The 16,982-nt window shown below is 61.9% G+C and carries 20 protein-coding genes; 10 read left to right on the plus strand and 10 right to left on the minus strand.

Going from position 1 to position 16,982, the window contains the following annotated elements:
• Positions 1-105 precede the first annotated feature (105 nt).
• Positions 106-780 carry a hypothetical protein gene (locus GKKCFE_RS15825; RefSeq protein WP_047228439.1) on the plus strand — a complete coding sequence of 225 codons (675 nt, stop codon included), beginning with the start codon at positions 106-108 and terminating at the stop codon, positions 778-780.
• A gap of 104 nt (positions 781-884) precedes the next feature.
• On the opposite strand, the gene mnmH is transcribed toward GKKCFE_RS15825, so the two are convergent.
• Together mnmH and selD are read right to left on the minus strand one after the other, a co-directional pair.
• On the minus strand, positions 885-1,988 hold the full coding sequence (mnmH, locus tag GKKCFE_RS15830; protein WP_139049623.1) for a tRNA 2-selenouridine(34) synthase MnmH: 1,104 nt from the start codon (positions 1,986-1,988) through the stop codon (positions 885-887).
• Positions 1,988-3,022, minus strand: a complete 1,035-nt coding sequence (gene selD / locus GKKCFE_RS15835) for a selenide, water dikinase SelD (RefSeq protein ID WP_047228441.1) — start codon at positions 3,020-3,022, stop codon at positions 1,988-1,990. The genes mnmH and selD overlap by 1 nt, the downstream gene beginning before the upstream one ends.
• Before the next feature lie 139 nt (positions 3,023-3,161).
• Between selD and GKKCFE_RS15840 the strand changes: the two genes are divergently transcribed.
• Positions 3,162-3,446, plus strand: a complete 285-nt coding sequence (locus GKKCFE_RS15840) for a hypothetical protein (protein WP_076383991.1) — start codon at positions 3,162-3,164, stop codon at positions 3,444-3,446.
• Positions 3,447-3,451: 5 nt separating this feature from the next.
• Here the strand turns inward: GKKCFE_RS15840 and GKKCFE_RS15845 are convergent, their stop codons facing one another.
• Positions 3,452-3,904 (minus strand): DMT family transporter, encoded by a 453-nt coding sequence (locus GKKCFE_RS15845; protein WP_139049622.1) that lies wholly within the window; start codon positions 3,902-3,904, stop codon positions 3,452-3,454.
• A gap of 2 nt (positions 3,905-3,906) precedes the next feature.
• Entirely contained in the window at positions 3,907-4,401 is a 495-nt protein-coding gene (locus tag GKKCFE_RS15850) for a DMT family transporter (protein ID WP_445576811.1), read from the minus strand.
• A gap of 111 nt (positions 4,402-4,512) precedes the next feature.
• Between GKKCFE_RS15850 and GKKCFE_RS15855 the strand changes: the two genes are divergently transcribed.
• The 3 genes from GKKCFE_RS15855 to GKKCFE_RS15865 all read left to right on the plus strand — a co-directional run bounded on the left by GKKCFE_RS15855 (position 4,513) and on the right by GKKCFE_RS15865 (position 6,942).
• Complete coding sequence (locus GKKCFE_RS15855) at positions 4,513-5,445, plus strand: LysR family transcriptional regulator (RefSeq protein WP_047228445.1); 933 nt, start codon at positions 4,513-4,515, stop codon at positions 5,443-5,445.
• A gap of 53 nt (positions 5,446-5,498) precedes the next feature.
• Positions 5,499-6,284, plus strand: a complete 786-nt coding sequence (locus GKKCFE_RS15860) for a hypothetical protein (protein ID WP_047228446.1) — start codon at positions 5,499-5,501, stop codon at positions 6,282-6,284.
• Positions 6,285-6,354: 70 nt separating this feature from the next.
• Positions 6,355-6,942, plus strand: coding sequence for a hypothetical protein (locus GKKCFE_RS15865; RefSeq protein WP_445576812.1), 588 nt, complete (start codon positions 6,355-6,357; stop codon positions 6,940-6,942).
• Between the two features lie 214 nt (positions 6,943-7,156).
• Here the strand turns inward: GKKCFE_RS15865 and GKKCFE_RS15870 are convergent, their stop codons facing one another.
• The 4 genes from GKKCFE_RS15870 to GKKCFE_RS15885 all read right to left on the minus strand — a co-directional run bounded on the left by GKKCFE_RS15870 (position 7,157) and on the right by GKKCFE_RS15885 (position 10,555).
• On the minus strand, positions 7,157-7,873 hold the full coding sequence (locus GKKCFE_RS15870) for an alpha/beta hydrolase (protein ID WP_107322292.1): 717 nt from the start codon (positions 7,871-7,873) through the stop codon (positions 7,157-7,159).
• A gap of 64 nt (positions 7,874-7,937) precedes the next feature.
• Positions 7,938-9,050, minus strand: coding sequence for a M14 family metallopeptidase (locus GKKCFE_RS15875; RefSeq protein ID WP_076383988.1), 1,113 nt, complete (start codon positions 9,048-9,050; stop codon positions 7,938-7,940).
• Positions 9,051-9,154: 104 nt separating this feature from the next.
• Entirely contained in the window at positions 9,155-9,934 is a 780-nt protein-coding gene (locus GKKCFE_RS15880; RefSeq protein WP_047228450.1) for an ABC transporter substrate-binding protein, read from the minus strand.
• A 186-nt stretch (positions 9,935-10,120) separates the two neighbouring features.
• A complete protein-coding gene (locus GKKCFE_RS15885; protein WP_047228451.1) occupies positions 10,121-10,555 on the minus strand; it encodes a rhodanese-like domain-containing protein in 435 nt (144 codons plus the stop codon).
• Between the two features lie 103 nt (positions 10,556-10,658).
• Between GKKCFE_RS15885 and ftrA the strand changes: the two genes are divergently transcribed.
• On the plus strand, positions 10,659-11,633 hold the full coding sequence (gene ftrA, locus GKKCFE_RS15890; protein ID WP_076383987.1) for a transcriptional regulator FtrA: 975 nt from the start codon (positions 10,659-10,661) through the stop codon (positions 11,631-11,633).
• A gap of 63 nt (positions 11,634-11,696) precedes the next feature.
• Here the strand turns inward: ftrA and cobF are convergent, their stop codons facing one another.
• The gene (gene cobF / locus GKKCFE_RS15895; RefSeq protein ID WP_139049617.1) at positions 11,697-12,452 is read right to left on the minus strand and encodes a precorrin-6A synthase (deacetylating); all 756 of its coding nucleotides are present in this window, start codon (positions 12,450-12,452) and stop codon (positions 11,697-11,699) included.
• Entirely contained in the window at positions 12,449-13,027 is a 579-nt protein-coding gene (locus GKKCFE_RS15900) for a histidine phosphatase family protein (protein WP_445576813.1), read from the minus strand. Before GKKCFE_RS15900 ends, cobF begins: the two co-directional genes overlap by 4 nt.
• Positions 13,028-13,326: 299 nt before the next feature.
• Here GKKCFE_RS15900 and GKKCFE_RS15905 point away from each other — a divergent pair, with 299 nt between their 5' ends.
• The 4 genes from GKKCFE_RS15905 to GKKCFE_RS15920 are packed head-to-tail and all read left to right on the plus strand — an operon-like array spanning position 13,327 to position 16,913.
• The gene (locus GKKCFE_RS15905) at positions 13,327-14,181 is read left to right on the plus strand and encodes a MurR/RpiR family transcriptional regulator (protein ID WP_439125103.1); all 855 of its coding nucleotides are present in this window, start codon (positions 13,327-13,329) and stop codon (positions 14,179-14,181) included.
• Positions 14,182-14,183: 2 nt separating this feature from the next.
• On the plus strand, positions 14,184-14,828 hold the full coding sequence (locus tag GKKCFE_RS15910; RefSeq protein WP_274090712.1) for an isochorismatase family cysteine hydrolase: 645 nt from the start codon (positions 14,184-14,186) through the stop codon (positions 14,826-14,828).
• The gene (locus GKKCFE_RS15915) at positions 14,825-16,177 is read left to right on the plus strand and encodes a glutamine synthetase (RefSeq protein ID WP_445576814.1); all 1,353 of its coding nucleotides are present in this window, start codon (positions 14,825-14,827) and stop codon (positions 16,175-16,177) included. The genes GKKCFE_RS15910 and GKKCFE_RS15915 overlap by 4 nt, the downstream gene beginning before the upstream one ends.
• Entirely contained in the window at positions 16,161-16,913 is a 753-nt protein-coding gene (locus GKKCFE_RS15920; RefSeq protein ID WP_047228458.1) for an N-formylglutamate amidohydrolase, read from the plus strand. Before GKKCFE_RS15915 ends, GKKCFE_RS15920 begins: the two co-directional genes overlap by 17 nt.
• The last annotated feature ends 69 nt before the right edge of the window (positions 16,914-16,982 follow it).

The raw sequence follows: 16,982 nt of genomic DNA on the forward strand, positions 1-16,982 counted from the left end.
CGAGAAATCGAAGCGGCGTCACGACAAGGAAAACACCGGAAGCCAAAAACTTCCTGGTGCCCGGGTTTGTCAGCCTGATTTGCGAGAGCCGAAGAATATTATTCAATGATGAACCCACTGAATTTCGCCAAACGCTTCAAGCGCCGACCGTGGCTGATGTTGCCTACGCTGCTTGTCGCTTGTGGCCTGGCGCTGTTGCTGGAGTCGAGCGTCAGTCGCGCCCAACCGGCCGACGGTATCCAGACCTTGGTGTTCCTGCGCCACGCCGAGAAACCCGCCGGCGGCCTGGGCCAGCTCAATTGCCAGGGGCTGAATCGCGCCATCGACCTGGCCACCCTGCTACCGGAGAAATTCGGCAAGGCCGACTATGTGTTCGCGGCCAACCCTACCCGCAACGTCGAAGAGGGCGAGCTGGACAATTCCTACAGCTACATCCGCCCACTGATGACCATAAGCCCCAGTGCCATCAAGCTCGGGCTGCCGGTGAACATCGAGTATTCAGCCAATGACACCAGTGACCTGGCTGACGAACTGCTGCACGACAAGTACCACAACTCGACCATCTACACCGCTTGGTCGCACGGCTACCTGCCGGAGCTGATCAACCAGGTCGCCAGCGACGCGATGGGCAAGAAGCAGACGATTACCGATGATTGGGAATCGGGGGATTTCGATTCGCTGTACGTGCTGACCCTGACCTGGCACAACGGCAAGGCCAGTCTCACCAGCCAGAACTACAAGCAAGGCCTGGACAACGGGCAGGAAACTTGTCCGACATAGGCTGCGGACATTACTTTCGACAATACCTCCTCAATCACCGCCACTGGTCCCCACCGTTATCGCGAGCAGGCTCGCTCCCACAGGGGATTGGCGGTGGGCAGCGATCACCCTTTGCGGGCCGCTCGCTCACGCAGATACTCCAGCACCGCCACCTGCTCACCGGCGAATTCGATCCGCCCGCCCTTCTTCTCGCGCTGGAACACGTACATCGGGTCGTAATACTCACGCAACAGGCCTTCGATCCAGCCGCGATGCAAGTCGACGGCGCCGCTGGTCGCCTGCTCGGCCAGGGCCGCTTCCATGATTTGGAGCAAACGTCGATGGCGGTCGCCACCCAGGCGCTTATGGATGTTATTGAGACTTGCCAGCAATCGTTCGCAAAACAGCGAGAACCCTTCATCGCCATGGACTGCGACAAATTCGCCGCACAGGTTGATGACGTAATCGCCCAGGATCCGCTCGACCCGCCGCTCCAGGCTGTCCTCAAGCCAGACCATCGGAACCTGTTGCATGCGCTGGTACAAAGACAGTGGCAAGGCGCAACTGCCGACCATGCGGCTTTCATCTTCCAGCACGAACTGTTCGATACCAGCGGCACGTTTTTTCAGCACATCCACGGCCAGCAGGTTCTCGAAATCGATATTGGAAGGCTGCCCGGTGGCGCGCTTGCCGAAGCTCGAACCGCGATGGTTGGCGTAACCTTCCAGATCCAGGCTGTTGCCCAGTTGAGTCAGCACTTCTGTCTTGCCGGTGCCGGTCATGCCGCCCAGCAACACCAGGTCGCATTGGGCAACCGCCTGCTCGACGGTGTCGAGCAGGAATGTACGCATGGCCTTGTAGCCGCCGCCGACCCTGGGATAGTCAATGCCCGCCTCGTCCTTGAGCCATTGCTGGACGATCTGTGAGCGCAAGCCTCCCCTGAAGCAATACAGCACACCGTCAGGATGGGCCGTTGCGAACTCGGCCCAGGCCTGGATGCGTTGCGCCTTGGTGTCGCCGGACACCAATTGATGCCCCAGGACAATGGCCGCCTGCTGGCCCTGCTGCTTGTAGCACGTGCCGACCCGTTGCCGTTCGATGTCGGTCATCAACGGCAGATTGACCACACCGGGGAATGCGCCCTTGAGAAATTCGACAGGGGCACGGGTGTCCATCATCGGTCGGTCATTGAGAAAAATGTCGCGGTAATCGGTGATGTCATGGGTCATCAAGACACCTCGACCGCGTAGGTCTGTCGCTCGACCAGTTCACCGATCGGCTCCAGTGCAAACCCCAGTTCAGCGGCGACCGCCAGAAACGCTTCGTTGCCCTCGGGCGTGACGGCGATCAGCAGTCCGCCGCTGGTCTGCGGGTCGCACAGCACTCGCTTGTGCAGTTCCTGCACGCGCCCGACCTTGCTGGCGTAGCTGTCGTAGTTGCGCAACGTACCGCCCGGCACGCAGCCTTGGTCAAGGTAATACTCGACGCCCGGCAGACGCGGCACCGCGTCGTAGCGGATACGCGCCGTCAACTGGCTGCCATCGGCCATTTCCACCAAATGCCCGAGCAGGCCGAAACCGGTGACATCGGTCATCGCCGCCACGCCGTCGAGCTTGCCGAAGCGGCTGCCCGGCTTGTTGAGGGTGCACATCCAGTCGCGGGCCAGGCCAACATCGGCGGCGCGCAGCTTGCCTTTCTTTTCCGCGGTGGTGAGGATGCCGATGCCCAAGGGCTTGGTCAGGTACAGGCGGCAACCGGCGGTGGCGGTGTCGTTGCGCTTCATATGACGCTTTTGCACCAGGCCTGTGACCGCCAGGCCGAAAATCGGCTCGGGCGCATCGATCGAATGGCCGCCCGCCAGGGGAATGCCTGCTTCGTCACATACCGAACGACCGCCGCGAATCACTTCGCGAGCGATTTCCGGGGCCAGTACATTGACCGGCCAGCCGAGAATCGCAATCGCCATCAACGGATCACCGCCCATGGCGTAGATGTCGCTGATGGCATTGGTGGCGGCGATGCGACCGAAATCAAAAGGATCGTCGACAATCGGCATGAAGAAATCGGTGGTAGAGACCACCCCGCGCTCTTCGTCGATGGCATAAACCGCGGCGTCGTCCCGGGAGGCATTGCCAACCCACAACTTGGGGTCAAGGTTCTGCGCACCGCTGCCGGCCAGGATCACTTCCAGCACCTGTGGCGAAATCTTGCAGCCGCAACCGGCGCCGTGGCTGTACTGGGTCAGGCGAATCGGCTCGCTCATGGGCATACCTCTCGTAAGTCAAGGTGGGCGATTCTAGCAGCAACGCCGCCGGTTCAGTGCCGGCGCGAACCCATTGAATTTTCCCCCACCAGAGGAATCACTAGAAGACCAGCCGAGCATTCATCCCAGGAGACCGCCGATGTCCCTCGCCCCTGCTGCCGACGACAGCACCGACCTTAAGTATGGCCTCGACACGCTGTTTGGTCGCCAGACCCAAAGCGTCGATTGCCGCTACGATGTCCAACGCCTGGATGACGGTGAACCGGTGTGGTTCGCCCTGCACGTTCAGCCACCGCTGCCGGATGATCTGGAAAAAGCCCAGATCGTGGTCTTCAGCACCGAAGGCCGGCACATTGGCGGTATTGTCCGGCTTGCCAAGCGTCTGGACGATGGCAGCCTGCGACTGGAAGTCGAGCCCGACTGAGGTTCTCAGGCCTGCCGTGCACTGCTGCGATACATGAATACCAGCGCCAGCGCCAGGCAGGCCATTGCCAGGACCCGACTCCCGGACAACTCAATAGCGGGGTTGCCCAACCAGCCGAAATTGTCGATCAGCATGCCCATGGCCAACTGCCCGAGGATCACCGCCACGGTCGCCACGGCGGTGCCGACCCTTGGCACCGCGCCGACCATGACCATCATGTACACCACACCAAACAAGGCACCGCCAAGTTGCCATTTCGGCACGTCCAGCAGGCTGACGGCGTGAGCGGGTTCAAAAAACACGATCAGTAACCCGGTGACCACCGTGCCCACCACGAATGTCAGCAGACTGCTGCGCAGCACACCGACCGTCTGGCCCAGGCGACCGTTGATGGCCGCCTGCACGCTCAACACCGCACCGGCAACAACGACCAGCAGCAATAGCAAAAACAGATTCATATTCAACCTCGGGCAATCAGGACAAGGGCTACGACGATCAGCGCCAAGGCGAGCCAGCGCTCGCCGTTGACCCGCTTGCGGGTCGCACCGAACCAGCCGAAGTGGTCGATCAGCACGCTTTTGCCCACTTGCCCGGAAAGGATTGCGACCATGGTCATGGCAATGCCGATGTGGGGCGTGGCAAGCGTCAGCACCACCACGTAGATCGGCCCCAGGAAACCGCCGATCAACTGCCAGCGCGGCAACTCACTCAAGGCCGGGCCTTGTTGCGGGCCACTGAGCAGCAACAGCAGAAACAGAATCGCCGAACCGACGCCGAATATGCTCAGGGTTGCCCAGAGATGCCCCACTTGAACCCCCAGCGGCCCCAGTAGACCGGCCTCTACCGACAGGCCCATGCCGGCCAGGATCACCAGGGGCAGCAACAGCCAGCGCAAAAGCGCTCGTGGTTTGGAGGCAGCCGCCGGGGCGGCGGCGTTGAGTGAAGACGCTTGCATGATCAGAACCTCTGAGAAGAACAATGAGCGGGATTATCGGCTGGCGCAGCTGTGCGATAAATGGGAGCATCCCGACAACACTTTTGCGCAACTCGCACAGCGGAGCAGTCCATGCACGGTCTCAATGAACTCGGCTTCAAGGCCCTGCGGTTGTTTGTCGCCGTGCTCGATCACGGCAGCTTCTCGGAGGTGGCCCGGCGCGAAGGCCTGGCGCCGTCGTCGATTTCCCGGCAGATCCAGTTGATGGAACAGGCCCTCAACCAGCAGTTGTTGTATCGACACACCCGCGCTGTTTCGCCCACTGAAGCCGGCCGCCTGCTGGGTCATCATGCACGCCTGTTGCTGGTGCAACTCGAAGAAGCCGAACAGGCGCTGCAGGAACAACACAGTGAGCCGGCCGGACTGGTGCGGATCAATGCCCCGGTGGTGTTCGGCCAGCGTCATCTGACGCCGTGGCTGGGGTCATTGTGTGAGCGCTACCCGAAGCTGCAACTGGACATCCAGCAAACCGACAGCTACGTCGACCCGCTGCAGGAAGGCGCGGACCTGCTGTTTCGCATCGGCCCGCTGCATGATTCAGGCATGCAGGCGCGAATCCTCGCCCCGCACCGCTTTCAGATCGCCGCCAGCCCCGCGTACCTGGCGCGTTGCGGCACGCCGCTCAAACCCCAGGACCTGGCGAACCATCAGTGTCTGGCCTACAAGGGCGTGGCCGGCCAGCAACGCTGGTTTTTCCGACGTCCGGGTCAGGCCTGGACACCCTACAGCGTCAAAGGGCCGATCACCGGCAACCATGCCGACACCCTGACCCAGGCGGCCGAACAAGGCCTGGGGCTGGTGATGTTTCCGTCGTGGCTGATCGGCGAAGCCGTGCGCAACGGCACCCTCGTGCCGGTATTGCGCGACTACGAAGCCTCCAACAGCCTTGAGCCCCAACAGATCGCCATTCTCTGGCCGGGCAGCCGACGTCTGTCGGTGAAAGTGCGTACCGTGATCGACTTTTTTCTACAGTGTTTTGGCGAAGTACCTTACTGGGATCGCTGAAACTGCGAGGTCGGTGCTAACGTGTCGACCCGTCGCCTGACAAGGATAACCCCGTGCTGCTGCTCAAATTATTGGTGATTCCCGCTTTCCTGCTGCTGATTTCCCTGGCGGGCCGGCGTTGGGGACCGAGCGTGGCCGGTTGGCTGTCGGGGTTGCCGGTGGTGGTGGGTCCGATTCTGTTGTTCCTGGCCCTGGAACAGGGCGAGGCGTTTGCCGCTCAGTCGGCGACAGCGGCGCTGTCGGCCATGTTTGCAATGATTGCATTCTGTGTGGTGTACGCCCGGGTCGCCCAGCATCGTGACTGGCCTTGGGCGCTGGGTATCGCGTTGGGTGTCTGGGCGCTGGTGGCGATGGTGCTGTCCTGGTTGCCGGCCTCGCTGCCGCTGTCGAGCGTGATCGCCATTGTGGCATTGCTGGCCGCGCCTTATCTGTTCCCGACGGTTCGACCGGTGATGAGCGGCCCGGCTCCCAAATCCGACAAGCTGCTGCTACGCATGGTCGCCGGCGCGCTGTTGACCCTGGCGGTGACGCTGCTGGCCAGCACCGTGGGTGAACGCTGGAGCGGGCTACTGGCGGTGTTCCCGGTGCTAGGCAGCGTCATGGCAGTGTTCTCCCAGCAAACCCGTGGCGCGGCCTTCACCGCCGCGTTGCTGCGGGCCACGGCCACTGGCATGTATTGCTTCACCGCGTTCTGCCTGACCCTGGCCCTCACCCTGCCGCTGCTCGGCATGCCGGCCTTTGTGGTGAGTGTCGCGGTGTCGGTGGTCATGCTGCTGGTGACCCGCCGCCTGCTGGTGCGCGCCTCTGCCCCACGGGCCAATGATGTGGCGCACTCGTGACCGGCGCTGGAGCCGGTTGGACGCCCATGGGATGATCGCGCTCAAGCACACCCCTCTGTGGAGCGTTTCAATGTCATTGGTAAGTAAACAAGTCGCCGCCCTGGTGCTGACGGCCATCGCCAGTCTGGTGGTGGTGCCTGCCTATGCCGCCCAGCCCAAAACCAGCGGCGCAGCACCGGTACAAAAGGTTTCCCTGCTGGGAAGCAAGTTCAACTTCACCCTGCCCAAGGGCTTCATTGCCACACCGCTTCCGGCCGGCGATGCCGCTCAGGGCACGGCGGGGGCGAAGGGGACGATGTACAGCAATGCCACCAGCAAAACCGTGGTGATCACGGCTGAAAACACCATCATCGATGGCTCGAATGTGAAAGACGACGACAGCACATTCCTCGATGCCACCATGGCCGACTTCGCCGTCCAGAAAATCAAGGCCCTGCCGGATGCCAAGATCCTGAGCGAGAAAAGCCTGACCCAAAAAGGCACCGGCCTGGGTCTGCGCCAGCTCGATACCAAGGCGACCCAAGGCGGTGGGCCGACCCTCGATACCACGTTGCTGGGCGCTTCCGGCACGCGCATGGCAGTGGTACAGATCATTTCCCGGGCCAGCGACAAGGCCGGGCATGAGGCGCTGGTGAAGCAGATCGTCGCTGGTCAGTGACTTGATGGACCGGGTGGTTTTCATCGCGAGCAGGCTCGCTCCCACAGAGATTCTGGGGCGACATGAATCTTGATATCCAATCTGCTATTCATCGCGAGCAATCTTTGCCCCCACAGGACTGGAGGCAATCCCGTTTCTGGGAGCAACTCGGGAAAAAGGTGGGAGCGAGCCGGCTCGCGATGACGGCGGCACACTCAACACCTCTGTCACTGAATCAGGGATTAAGCCGCTCCAGCCAGGCGCGCAGATCCCGCACCTGCATGGCACTGACGCTGTGGCCAACGCCCGGATAGGCATGGAATTCGGGCTCCAGGGCCAGGGTCTTGAGGAAGCTGTCCGCCTCGGTGCCGTCGTGGTATGGGATCACCGAGTCCGCCGTACCATGACCGATAAATACCGCCAGCGTCCGGCGCGACTCGTCGGGTGTCAGTTCGGCCCGCAGTACCGACAGCACCCGCCCGCCCAGCGCGGCAATGCCACCGACGGCCTCGGGATGGCGCAGGGCGACCTCGTAACTCATCATCGCGCCCTGGCTGAAACCGACCAGGTATACGTTGCTCGCATCGGTCGGGTACTTGACCCGGGCCTTCTCGATGAAATCCAACAGCATCTGGCCGCTGGCCTTCAGGTCCGCGGTATCACCGTCGTAGGCGCCCTCGCCCTTCTTGGCAAACCATTGATACTGGCCCCGCTCCACGGTCTTGGGCGCTCGTACCGATAGGTAGTTGTAGTCACTGGGCAACTCATCCTTGAGATCGAACAGGTCTTGCTCGCTGCCGCCGGAGCCATGCAGGAAGATCACCAGCGGCCGGTTTCTGGCCTGCTCATCGGCATGGGCCAGGTAATTGAGGGGCAAATCGGTGTGCAGCGCAGGCTGAGCCTGCAAACCGCAAGACACTACCAACAGCAACAGGGCGAGCGCTTTGAACATCAGTCTTCCTCCATCATTCGATAGCCGCACGGCAACGCGCGTGCGCTGAGATAGACAGCAGTTATCAGTCGTTGATCAATTTCCCCGCGCGAATCGGCGCTCGCCCGGCCACTTTCGCCTGCCAGATTCCAGGCTGGGTATAGCGCCCACGGTCCAGCGCAAACAACACGCCGCTGGTGCCGGCCCGAACAGTAGTAACCCGATCGTTCAACGGATCGACCACTTCGAACAACGGATCGCCCTGCTCCACCCACTCACCGGCCTCGCGCAGGAAGCTCACCACCCCATGATGCGGCGCGAACAGGTACTCAGTGCCTTCGAACGGAAAACCTTCACAACAGTGCGCTGGCGCGGGCGGCCAGTCACCACCGATGAAACCCTGCTCGGCCAGGAACCCGAGAATGGCTTCGCAATTGGCCTGGGCCTGATCCACCCGAGTGTCGCCCATGCTGCCCAGTTCCAGCGTGGTCGCCAGGTTGGCCGGCGGGATCGCGGCCTCGGGGAAGGTCTTGGCCAGACGCAACCAGGGCGAGGAACAGGACTCGTCGAAGGAACTGCCGCCAGAGTCTTCGCACAGCAACGCCACGCCCGCCTTCAACCGCGCGGCCAGGGAGCGCCACTGCGGCCAGTGTTGCGGCAAGGCGTACAAGTGAATCGCCGCCTCGAAGTCGCAATGCAGGTCCAGGGTGACATCGGCGTCGCAGGCATGGCGCAGCAGCAGGCGATGCAGGGCCTCGAGTTGTGAGGGCGGCGCCGGCAAATCGTCCAGCACCTGAACCATGGTCTGGCGGATCAGCGTGATATTGGCGGCCGGGTCGTCGCCCAAGCGATCACCGATGCGTTGGGCCACCGGCGCGCTGAGTTCCACGAAAGCCCGATTGAAGTTCTTGCCGCTGCCCAGTTCGAAACGCCCCAGGTGCGCGCTCTGCAGATGCTGGTCCAGGCCGATGGGGTTGGCCACGGGCACCAGTTCAATCACGCCGTTGAGCAAGCCTTGGGTCTCAAGCTCGTTGAGTCGTTGTTTCAGCTCCCATGCCGTGCGCATGCCGGGCAATTCATCGGCGTGCAGGCTGGCCTGTATATACGCCTTGCGTGGACCGTGGCCGTAACGAAACACACTGAGCCGGCGCTCGGTGCCCAGGTGGCTCCATGGCAGGGTATGGTCGATGCGTTGCATGAGGAACTCCCAATAACGGTATTTCGACGGGCGCTGGGGTAAAACACTCGCCCATGAAAAAGGTGGCCGACCGGGTCAACGGCGGGCCACCTTGGTTTCAGCGATTAATGCCCGTAGACATCAAAAGCGAAGTACTTGTCCTGCACTTTCTTGTACGTGCCGTTGGCGCGGATTTGCGTGATGGCGTCGTTGAATTTCTCGGCCAGGGCCTTATCACCCTTGCGCACCGCAATGCCGGCGCCGCCACCAAAGTACTTGGCATCTTCATAGGTCGGGCCCACGAAGGCAAAACCTTTGCCGGCATCCGTTTTCAGGAAGCCGTCGTCGAGGTTGACCGAGTCGGCGAGCATGGCGTCGAGACGACCGGCGACCATGTCCAGGTTGGCTTCTTGCTGGGAGCTGTAACGCACCAGATTGATACCGGCGGGCACCAGCACCTCGGTGGCGAAACGGTCGTGGGTACTGGCACGCAGCACACCGACTTTCTTGCCCTTGAGTTCGGTCAGCGGGTCCTTGACGTCGCTGCCTTCCTTCATCACGAAACGCGCCGGGGTGTGGTAGTACTTGATGGTGAAGTCGACGTTTTTCTTACGATCATCGGTGATGGTCATGGACGACAGGATCGCGTCGATTTTCTTCACTTTCAGCGCTGGGATCAGGCCGTCAAATTCCTGCTCGACCCAAGTGCACTTGACCTTCATCTGCTCGCACAGCGCGTCGCCGATATCAACATCGAAACCCGTCAGCTTGCCGTCGGGGGTTTTCATCGAGAACGGCGGGTAACCGGCTTCGATTCCGAGGCGGATCGGCTTGGCGTCTTCGGCCACGGCCGACAAGGACAACACGGACAGTGCCAAGGCACCAAACATTGCTAGCTTGTTCATTTTTGCTCCTGAGTGCGCAGGTTTTTATTAGCGGGTTATCGGCAGATTCTTAGGCAGCGTTCGGTCATTAAAAACCGAAGTGGCCGGCAGTCTAGAGGGGCACTCAGGAGGCGAATTGTGTTGAGGCGACAAATATTTATAGAAACAACCAGGCCACAGGGATTGCACCCTGCTGGCTGGAAAGGATCAGCAGTCGCAACCGACAGCCTGGTCCGCCGCGCATTGCACTGCGCCTGTCAGACGGAAGCCTTCGTCCAGCCAGCCCATGACACCGCCAATCATTTCCTTGACCGGATAACCCAAGGTCGCCAGACGCACTGCCGCTTTGTTCGCGCCATTGCAATGCGGGCCCGCGCAATAGACCACAAACAGCGCGGTCTTGGGATAAGCCGCCAGCGCCTGGGCGGTCAGCGAGCGGGTTGGCAGGTTGATCGCCCCGGGCACATGCCCGCGCTCGAAAGCCAGTGGCCCGCGCACGTCCACCAGGACGAAATCGACTTCTCCAGCCTGTTGGCTGGCGTGAACGTCGGAGCAATCGGTTTCGAACGTCAGACGCCGGCTGAAATGTTGCAGGGCTAGGTCGGACGGGGCAGCAGGCACTTGGCGAACCAGGCTGGTCATGAGTGTGTACTCCACAGACAAATGAGGGGGTGAGCAGACTTTATCCGGCCGATGCTTACCGCTACAGTGGCGCACAAGACACTCTGTGGGAATTTTCCGCCATATGCAGCCCAATCCCGGTCTGGTCGCCATCCTCGCCTACGACGGCCTGTGCACCTTCGAATTCGGCATCGCCATCGAGATATTCGGCCTTGCCCGACCTGAGTTCGATTTCCCTTGGTACAAACATCGGATCGTTGCCGTCGATGACGGCCCGATGCGGGCCATGGGCGGCTTCCAGATCCTGGCCGATGGCGGCATGGAATTATTGCAAACGGCGCAAACCATCGTGGTTCCCGGCTGGCACAGTCGCGACGAACCACCGCCGCCGGCGCTGCTTGAGGCATTGCGCTGCGCCCATGCCCGGGGCGCGCGCCTGCTGTCGATCTGCTCAGGGGCATTCGTGCTGGCCGCCGCCGGCTTGCTCGATGGACTGGGCGCTACCACTCACTGGCGCTACACCGATGAACTGGCCAAAAGTTTTCCCGCCATCCTGGTAGACCCGGATGTGCTGTACGTGGATTCGGGGCAAGTCATTACTTCGGCCGGCAGCGCCGCGGGCATTGATGCCTGCCTGCACCTGGTGGCGCGGGATTTCGGCACCCAGGTTGCCAACGCCGTGGCGCGGCGACTGGTGATGTCACCACAACGCACGGGCGGCCAGGCGCAGTTCATTCCTTCACCGGTCAGCCGTACGCCACGCAGCGATTTGTCCGGCGTCATGCACTGGGCCCGCGAACGCCTGCACGAACCGCTCGGTGTGCGCGAACTGGCCAGCCAGGCGGCCATGAGCGAGCGAACCTTCCTGCGGCACTTCACCCAGGCCTGCGGCCTGTCGCCCAAGGCCTGGCTGCAACATGAGCGCCTGGCCCGGGCTCGCGAGTTGCTGGAAAGCACCGAAGACAACACCGACAACATCGCCCAGCTGTGCGGCTACCGCTCGGTGGAAAGCTTTCGCGTGGCATTTCGCAGTGTGGTGGGGCTGGCGCCGTCGGTGTACCGGGAGCGGTTTGGACGTGGGGCGAAGGCGGTCAGTTGACGTGGAAACTGTCGAACATTGGGGTCTGACGTATCAAGGTCTGTCGTATCAAGGGTTGAGTTATCAAGGTTTGCGCAACAAATAAGTATCCATGATCCATCCGTTAGCCTGCCGTGCGGCCTTGCGGGTGCGTTCGATGCTTTCAGCCACCTCCTCCAGCCGACCGGCGATCAGGATCTGATCCGGTGTGCCTACATAGGCCCCCCAGTAGATGTGCGTATCCGGATCGGATACCTGGCGATACGCATCTTCAGCATCGAGCATCACCACCACGCTTGCCGAGTCACCGACCTGCCCTGCCGCCAGCCGGCGGCCCGTGGTGATCTCCAGTGAACCGCCAATGCTGTTCAATGGCACCTTATGTTGCGCCGCGAGGGCCTGGACGCTGGTGATGCCCGCAATCACCTCGAATTCGAAGGCGCAGCGACCCGCGTCGAGAATCGACTGCAAGATACGCACGGTGCTGTCGTACAACGACGGATCGCCCCAGACCAGGAAACCGCCGCACTGCCCGTCAGACAACTGCTCATCGATCAACCGCTCGAAGGTGGCCTGCTTCGCCCGGTTCAGATCTTCGACACTGGCGGCGTAGTCCACGTCGCCGCGTTGTCGTTCGGGACTGTAGGCTTCGACGAAACGGTAGGTACGATCAACGATGTAGCGTTGGCAGATTTCCCGCCGCAGATCCACTAACGTCTGCTTGGCAGGCCCCTTGTCCATGAGAAAGAACACATCCACCCGATTCAAGGCTTTCACTGCCTGGATCGTCAGGTAATCCGGATCGCCGGCACCGATACCGATGACTGACAGTTTTTTCATTCGAGTGACTCCTGGCCGGGACCCTCGGTGCGCAACCGCCACACCCCGTTGAAACGCAACTCGACAGTCGACAGCGGTTCGATGTCGAGACGGTTGAAGGCCGCTGCCGAACAGCCCAATACGGTCACCACGGCCGCGCGGATCACAAACGGATGGGTGACGGCCAACACATGCCCCGGCCGGCCTTCCAGGCTGGCCAGCCAGTCGCTGACACGAAGGCACAAGCGGGTGACGGATTCACCGCCATGGGGAGCGGCATCGGGATCGTCGAGCCAGGCTTGCAGAGGTTGCGGCTCGACCTTGAGCAACTGGTCGATGGACAAGCCACGCCAGCGACCCAGATCGCAATCGGCCAGGTCGGCGACCACCTGGGCCTCGTCGCCGAACAGGGCGGCAGTCTGCCGGGTGCGCAACTCCGGCCCGCAGAGCAACTGCCGGACATTTCGGTAGCCGTGGCCCGGCTCCGGGCGTTTGCCCAGCCAGTCGGCATCCAGCGGTTCATCCAGGCCAAAACACGCCTGCTTCTGGGCGACGGTGCGGGCATGGCAGATCAGGGTCAGGCGAGTGGCTTGCACGCACGGTACTCAGACAGTCGAACGGGTTTCATGGAGGTGATACTCCGGCTTTTTCTTGTACAGCACCTTATATGAAATCAAATAACTGAGACAAAAAGGCGTTATGTCTTACACCGACAGAGGCATCAACTGACATATCGGATCTATGCGATCAAGTCCCCGTCCTACAAGGCTTTCGCACTACTTTCGTGCATTTTAAACAGAACGTAAAAACCGCTGGACATGTAGTACCCGCTACATAAATACTATTTTCAGGAGTTATGAAAGAAATCCAACACCCATCCAGGCAAGGAGCACGGATGCCGCCTCTTCGAGACCTGATTACCGATTCGGGCTTGGTTTTGACGCCGTCGGAACGCAAGGTCGTACGGGCCCTGCTCGATCATTACCCGCGCAACGGCCTCGGGCCGATGTCGCGCCTGGCCGATCATGCCGGGGTCAGCGATCCGACTATCGTGCGGCTGGTGAAAAAACTCGGATTTGGCGGTTATGCCGAATTCCAGGATGCGCTGCTCAGTGACATGGACCATCGCCTGCGCTCCCCTCGCACCCTGTTGCAACCGCGGGCCAAATTGCAGCAAGGCGACACCTGGAGCCAGTACCTGGCAACCAGCCAGCGCATCCTCACCGACACCCAAGCCCTGACTCAACCCGAAGACGTGCGTATTCTCGTGCAATGGCTGCTCGACAGCCGGCATCAGGTGCATTGTTTTGGCGGGCGCTTCAGCAGCTTCCTCGCCCAATACCTGCTCAACCACTTGCGCTTGCTGCGTGCGGGTTGTTTTGCCCTGGAAGACAACGCCCAGTTACCCGACCGGTTGTTCGACGTGCAGCGCCAGGATGTGGTGCTGATCTTCGATTATCGTCGCTACCAGGCCCAGGCCCAACGCGTGGCCAGCGCGGCCAAGGAGCGCCACGCGCGGGTCGTACTGTTCAGCGACGTCTACACCTCACCGCTACGGGAACTGGCCGACCTGATCATCAGCGCTCCGGTGGAATCGATCTCGGCCTTCGACAGCCTGGTGCCGGCGCTGGCCCAGGTCGAAGCGCTTATCGCCTGCCTGACCTTGCAATGCCCTGATCTGGCCGAGCGCCTGGAAGGTATCGACACCTTGCGCACGGCGTTCAACACGCACCTGCTGGAGGAAAAATAAGGATGTTCTCGCTCCCTCACCACTCCCCTCGGGATTTGCCATTCACCTGCGACCATACCGCCTTGCTGCTGGTGGACATGCAACGCGCCTGGCTGGAACCGCAATTCGATGCCCACCTGGCCACGCCCGAGGCCGACTATTTCATCCGCCGTGCCCGCCAACAGGTGATCCCCAATCAGCAGCGCCTGCTCGAAGCGGTGCGGGCGGCGCAGCAAAACGTGTTGCACACCCACATCCAGAGCCTGACTGCCGATGGTCGCGATCGCTCGCTGGACCACAAGCTGTCGGACATGCATTTGCCCAAAGACAGCCCGCAAGCCCAGATCATCGCCGAGCTGGCGCCGCGGGAAAACGAGATCGTGCTGCCCAAGACGTCTTCGGGGGTCTTCAACTCCACCAACATCGACTACGTGCTGCACAATCTGCAGACCCGTCATCTGATCATCGCCGGCATCGTCACCGACCAGTGTGTCGACATGGCCGTGCGTGACGCCGCCGACCGCGGCTACCTGGTCACGCTGGTGGAAGATGCCTGCGCCACTTACAGCGAACAACGTCATCTGGCCTGCCTGAACGCGATCAAAGGTTATTGCTGGATCACCGATACCGACACCGTGCTCGGTCGGTTGCAGGAGATGCAGCCGTGAGCCGTCTCGATGCCGCAACGCCGCTGACCCCGCTGCCCGTGTCCACGCTGGTCTGCACCGACCTGATCGGCGTGACCCGCGGCCGCTCGTTCCCCAGTGATGAACTGCCCCACTACGTCGACGCCGGTTGTGGCTGGGTGCCGGCCAACAGTGCGCTGACGCCCCAGGACATCATTGCATCGGCCAACCCTTGGGGGGCCTATGGCGACCTGCGACTGATCCCGGACCTGGCCAGCCGGGTCACTGTCGACAATGGCCCGGATGCCCAGGCGCCTGCCCTGGATTTCCTTCATTGCGATGTGCGGGAAACCGATGGTCGGCCCTGGGCCGCTTGCCCTCGCACCTTGCTGCATGACGAAGTGCAACGTTATCGCGCCGAGTTGGGCTTGCAGGTGTTCGCCGCGTTCGAGCATGAATTCAGCCTCGATACCCCTCAACCCCAACCGGATCGCCTGGCCTTCAGCCTCCAGGCCCAGCGCCAGCAGGCCGGGTTCGCCGGATGGTTGCTCAGCGCATTGCGGGCAGGCGGCGTGGAACCGGAAATGTTCCTGCCGGAATACGGCAAGCATCAGTATGAAATCACCTGCCGCCCGACCCTGGGCGTGGCCGCCGCCGACCGTGCGGTGAACGTGCGGGAAATCACCCGGGAGATCGCCCGGCAGATGGGCCTGGATGTGAGTTTCGCCCCCAAGACTTCGGAACATGCCGTGTGCAACGGCGTGCATTTGCACATGAGCCTGCAAGACCTGGACGGCGTCCCCGTGCTGCATGATGCTGGCGGCGCCAACGGGCTGTCGGACCTGGGCCAGCACTGGGCCGCGGGGGTGCTGCACTATCTGCCCGCCCTGTGCGCAATCACCGCGCCGACACCGGTGTCCTATGAACGCCTGCAACCCCATCACTGGAGCGCGTCCTACGCCTGCCTGGGGCAACGTAACCGCGAAGCGGCGCTGCGCATCTGCCCGACGGTGAGCGTGAGCGGCAAACCGGTGGCGACCCAGTACAACCTGGAATTTCGCGCCATGGATGCCACCGCTTCGCCGCACCTGGCGCTGGCGGCGCTGTTGATCGCCGGGCGACTGGGCATCGAGCAACGGCTGGCGCTCACGGCGGTCACCGATGAAATACCCGATGAATTGAACGAAGAACACCGTCGTGCCCGTGGCATTATCGCCCTGCCGACGACCCTGGCCCAGGCGCTGGATTGCCTGCGCCACAGCGGGGCGCTGTTCGAAGCCCTGCCCGGCCCGCTGGTCGAAACCTATTTCGCCTTGAAGGCCCAGGAGCTGGCCTTGACCCAGGCGCTGTCACCTGCCGAGCTGTGTGAGCACTATGCGCGAATCTATTGAATGTGCTGAATCGGGCCTTTATACCGGGCCGGCTTATCGCCTGATCCGGGAAGACGCCGAACACCCGTTGATCCTGGTGTGTGAACACGCCGACCGCTTTATCCCCGCCGCGTTGAACGACCTTGGCCTGGATGAGACGGCGGCCCAGGAGCACATTGCCTGGGATATAGGTGCCCTGGCGCTGGCCGAACAACTGTCCGAAACCCTTGGAGCGACCTTGCTCGCGGCCAACTATTCACGGCTGCTGATCGACCTGAACCGTCCCCTTCACGTCGCCGACAGCATCCCGCACCAGAGCGAGATCTACCAGATTCCGGGCAACCAGTCCCTGGATGAGGCCACCCGTGAATATCGCCAGCGGTGCCTGTTCCATCCCTTCCATGATCGACTGCGAGCGTTGATCGACCAGCGCCTGGCCGACAACCGGACGGTGCGGGTGGTGGGCATCCACAGTTTTACGCCAGTGTTCTACGGCCAACCGCGCGCCCTGGAAGCGGGCGTGCTGTTCGGCGAGGCCAAGGACTATGCCCAGCGCATCGTCGACGGGCTAAGCCGGCACTCGCTGCGGGTAGCCGGCAACCAGCCGTACAAGATCAACCCTTCGACCGATATGACGGTTCCGGTACATGGCGATGGACGCGGCCTGGATTCGGTGTTGATCGAAGTGCGCAACGACCTGCTACGCAGCCCGACAGCGGTGCAGGCCTGGAGCGCTTACCTGGCGCCATTGTTGTAGGAAAGCAGCGGCAAGGTTCGAGCGGCAAGCGACAAGCAAGAGCACACCCACACAGCTGAGAAGGAGAAC

The organism is Pseudomonas sp. E141 (assembly GCF_052659885.1).

What these genes read in the sequence shown, in the direction of transcription:
- GKKCFE_RS15855 (WP_047228445.1), top strand. Translation starts at nt 4,513, where the DNA reads ATGCACGGTCTCAATGAACTCGGCTTCAAGGCCCTGCGGTTGTTTGTC.
- cobF (WP_139049617.1), bottom strand. Translation starts at nt 12,452, where the DNA reads ATGAAAAAACTGTCAGTCATCGGTATCGGTGCCGGCGATCCGGATTAC.
- GKKCFE_RS15880 (WP_047228450.1), bottom strand. Translation starts at nt 9,934, where the DNA reads ATGAACAAGCTAGCAATGTTTGGTGCCTTGGCACTGTCCGTGTTGTCC.
- GKKCFE_RS15885 (WP_047228451.1), bottom strand. Translation starts at nt 10,555, where the DNA reads ATGACCAGCCTGGTTCGCCAAGTGCCTGCTGCCCCGTCCGACCTAGCC.
- GKKCFE_RS15870 (WP_107322292.1), bottom strand. Translation starts at nt 7,873, where the DNA reads ATGTTCAAAGCGCTCGCCCTGTTGCTGTTGGTAGTGTCTTGCGGTTTG.
- GKKCFE_RS15850 (WP_445576811.1), bottom strand. Translation starts at nt 4,401, where the DNA reads ATGCAAGCGTCTTCACTCAACGCCGCCGCCCCGGCGGCTGCCTCCAAA.
- GKKCFE_RS15910 (WP_274090712.1), top strand. Translation starts at nt 14,184, where the DNA reads ATGTTCTCGCTCCCTCACCACTCCCCTCGGGATTTGCCATTCACCTGC.
- selD (WP_047228441.1), bottom strand. Translation starts at nt 3,022, where the DNA reads ATGAGCGAGCCGATTCGCCTGACCCAGTACAGCCACGGCGCCGGTTGC.
- GKKCFE_RS15865 (WP_445576812.1), top strand. Translation starts at nt 6,355, where the DNA reads ATGTCATTGGTAAGTAAACAAGTCGCCGCCCTGGTGCTGACGGCCATC.
- GKKCFE_RS15920 (WP_047228458.1), top strand. Translation starts at nt 16,161, where the DNA reads ATGCGCGAATCTATTGAATGTGCTGAATCGGGCCTTTATACCGGGCCG.
- GKKCFE_RS15825 (WP_047228439.1), top strand. Translation starts at nt 106, where the DNA reads ATGATGAACCCACTGAATTTCGCCAAACGCTTCAAGCGCCGACCGTGG.
- mnmH (WP_139049623.1), bottom strand. Translation starts at nt 1,988, where the DNA reads ATGACCCATGACATCACCGATTACCGCGACATTTTTCTCAATGACCGA.
- GKKCFE_RS15905 (WP_439125103.1), top strand. Translation starts at nt 13,327, where the DNA reads ATGCCGCCTCTTCGAGACCTGATTACCGATTCGGGCTTGGTTTTGACG.
- GKKCFE_RS15840 (WP_076383991.1), top strand. Translation starts at nt 3,162, where the DNA reads ATGTCCCTCGCCCCTGCTGCCGACGACAGCACCGACCTTAAGTATGGC.
- GKKCFE_RS15875 (WP_076383988.1), bottom strand. Translation starts at nt 9,050, where the DNA reads ATGCAACGCATCGACCATACCCTGCCATGGAGCCACCTGGGCACCGAG.
- GKKCFE_RS15845 (WP_139049622.1), bottom strand. Translation starts at nt 3,904, where the DNA reads ATGAATCTGTTTTTGCTATTGCTGCTGGTCGTTGTTGCCGGTGCGGTG.
- ftrA (WP_076383987.1), top strand. Translation starts at nt 10,659, where the DNA reads ATGCAGCCCAATCCCGGTCTGGTCGCCATCCTCGCCTACGACGGCCTG.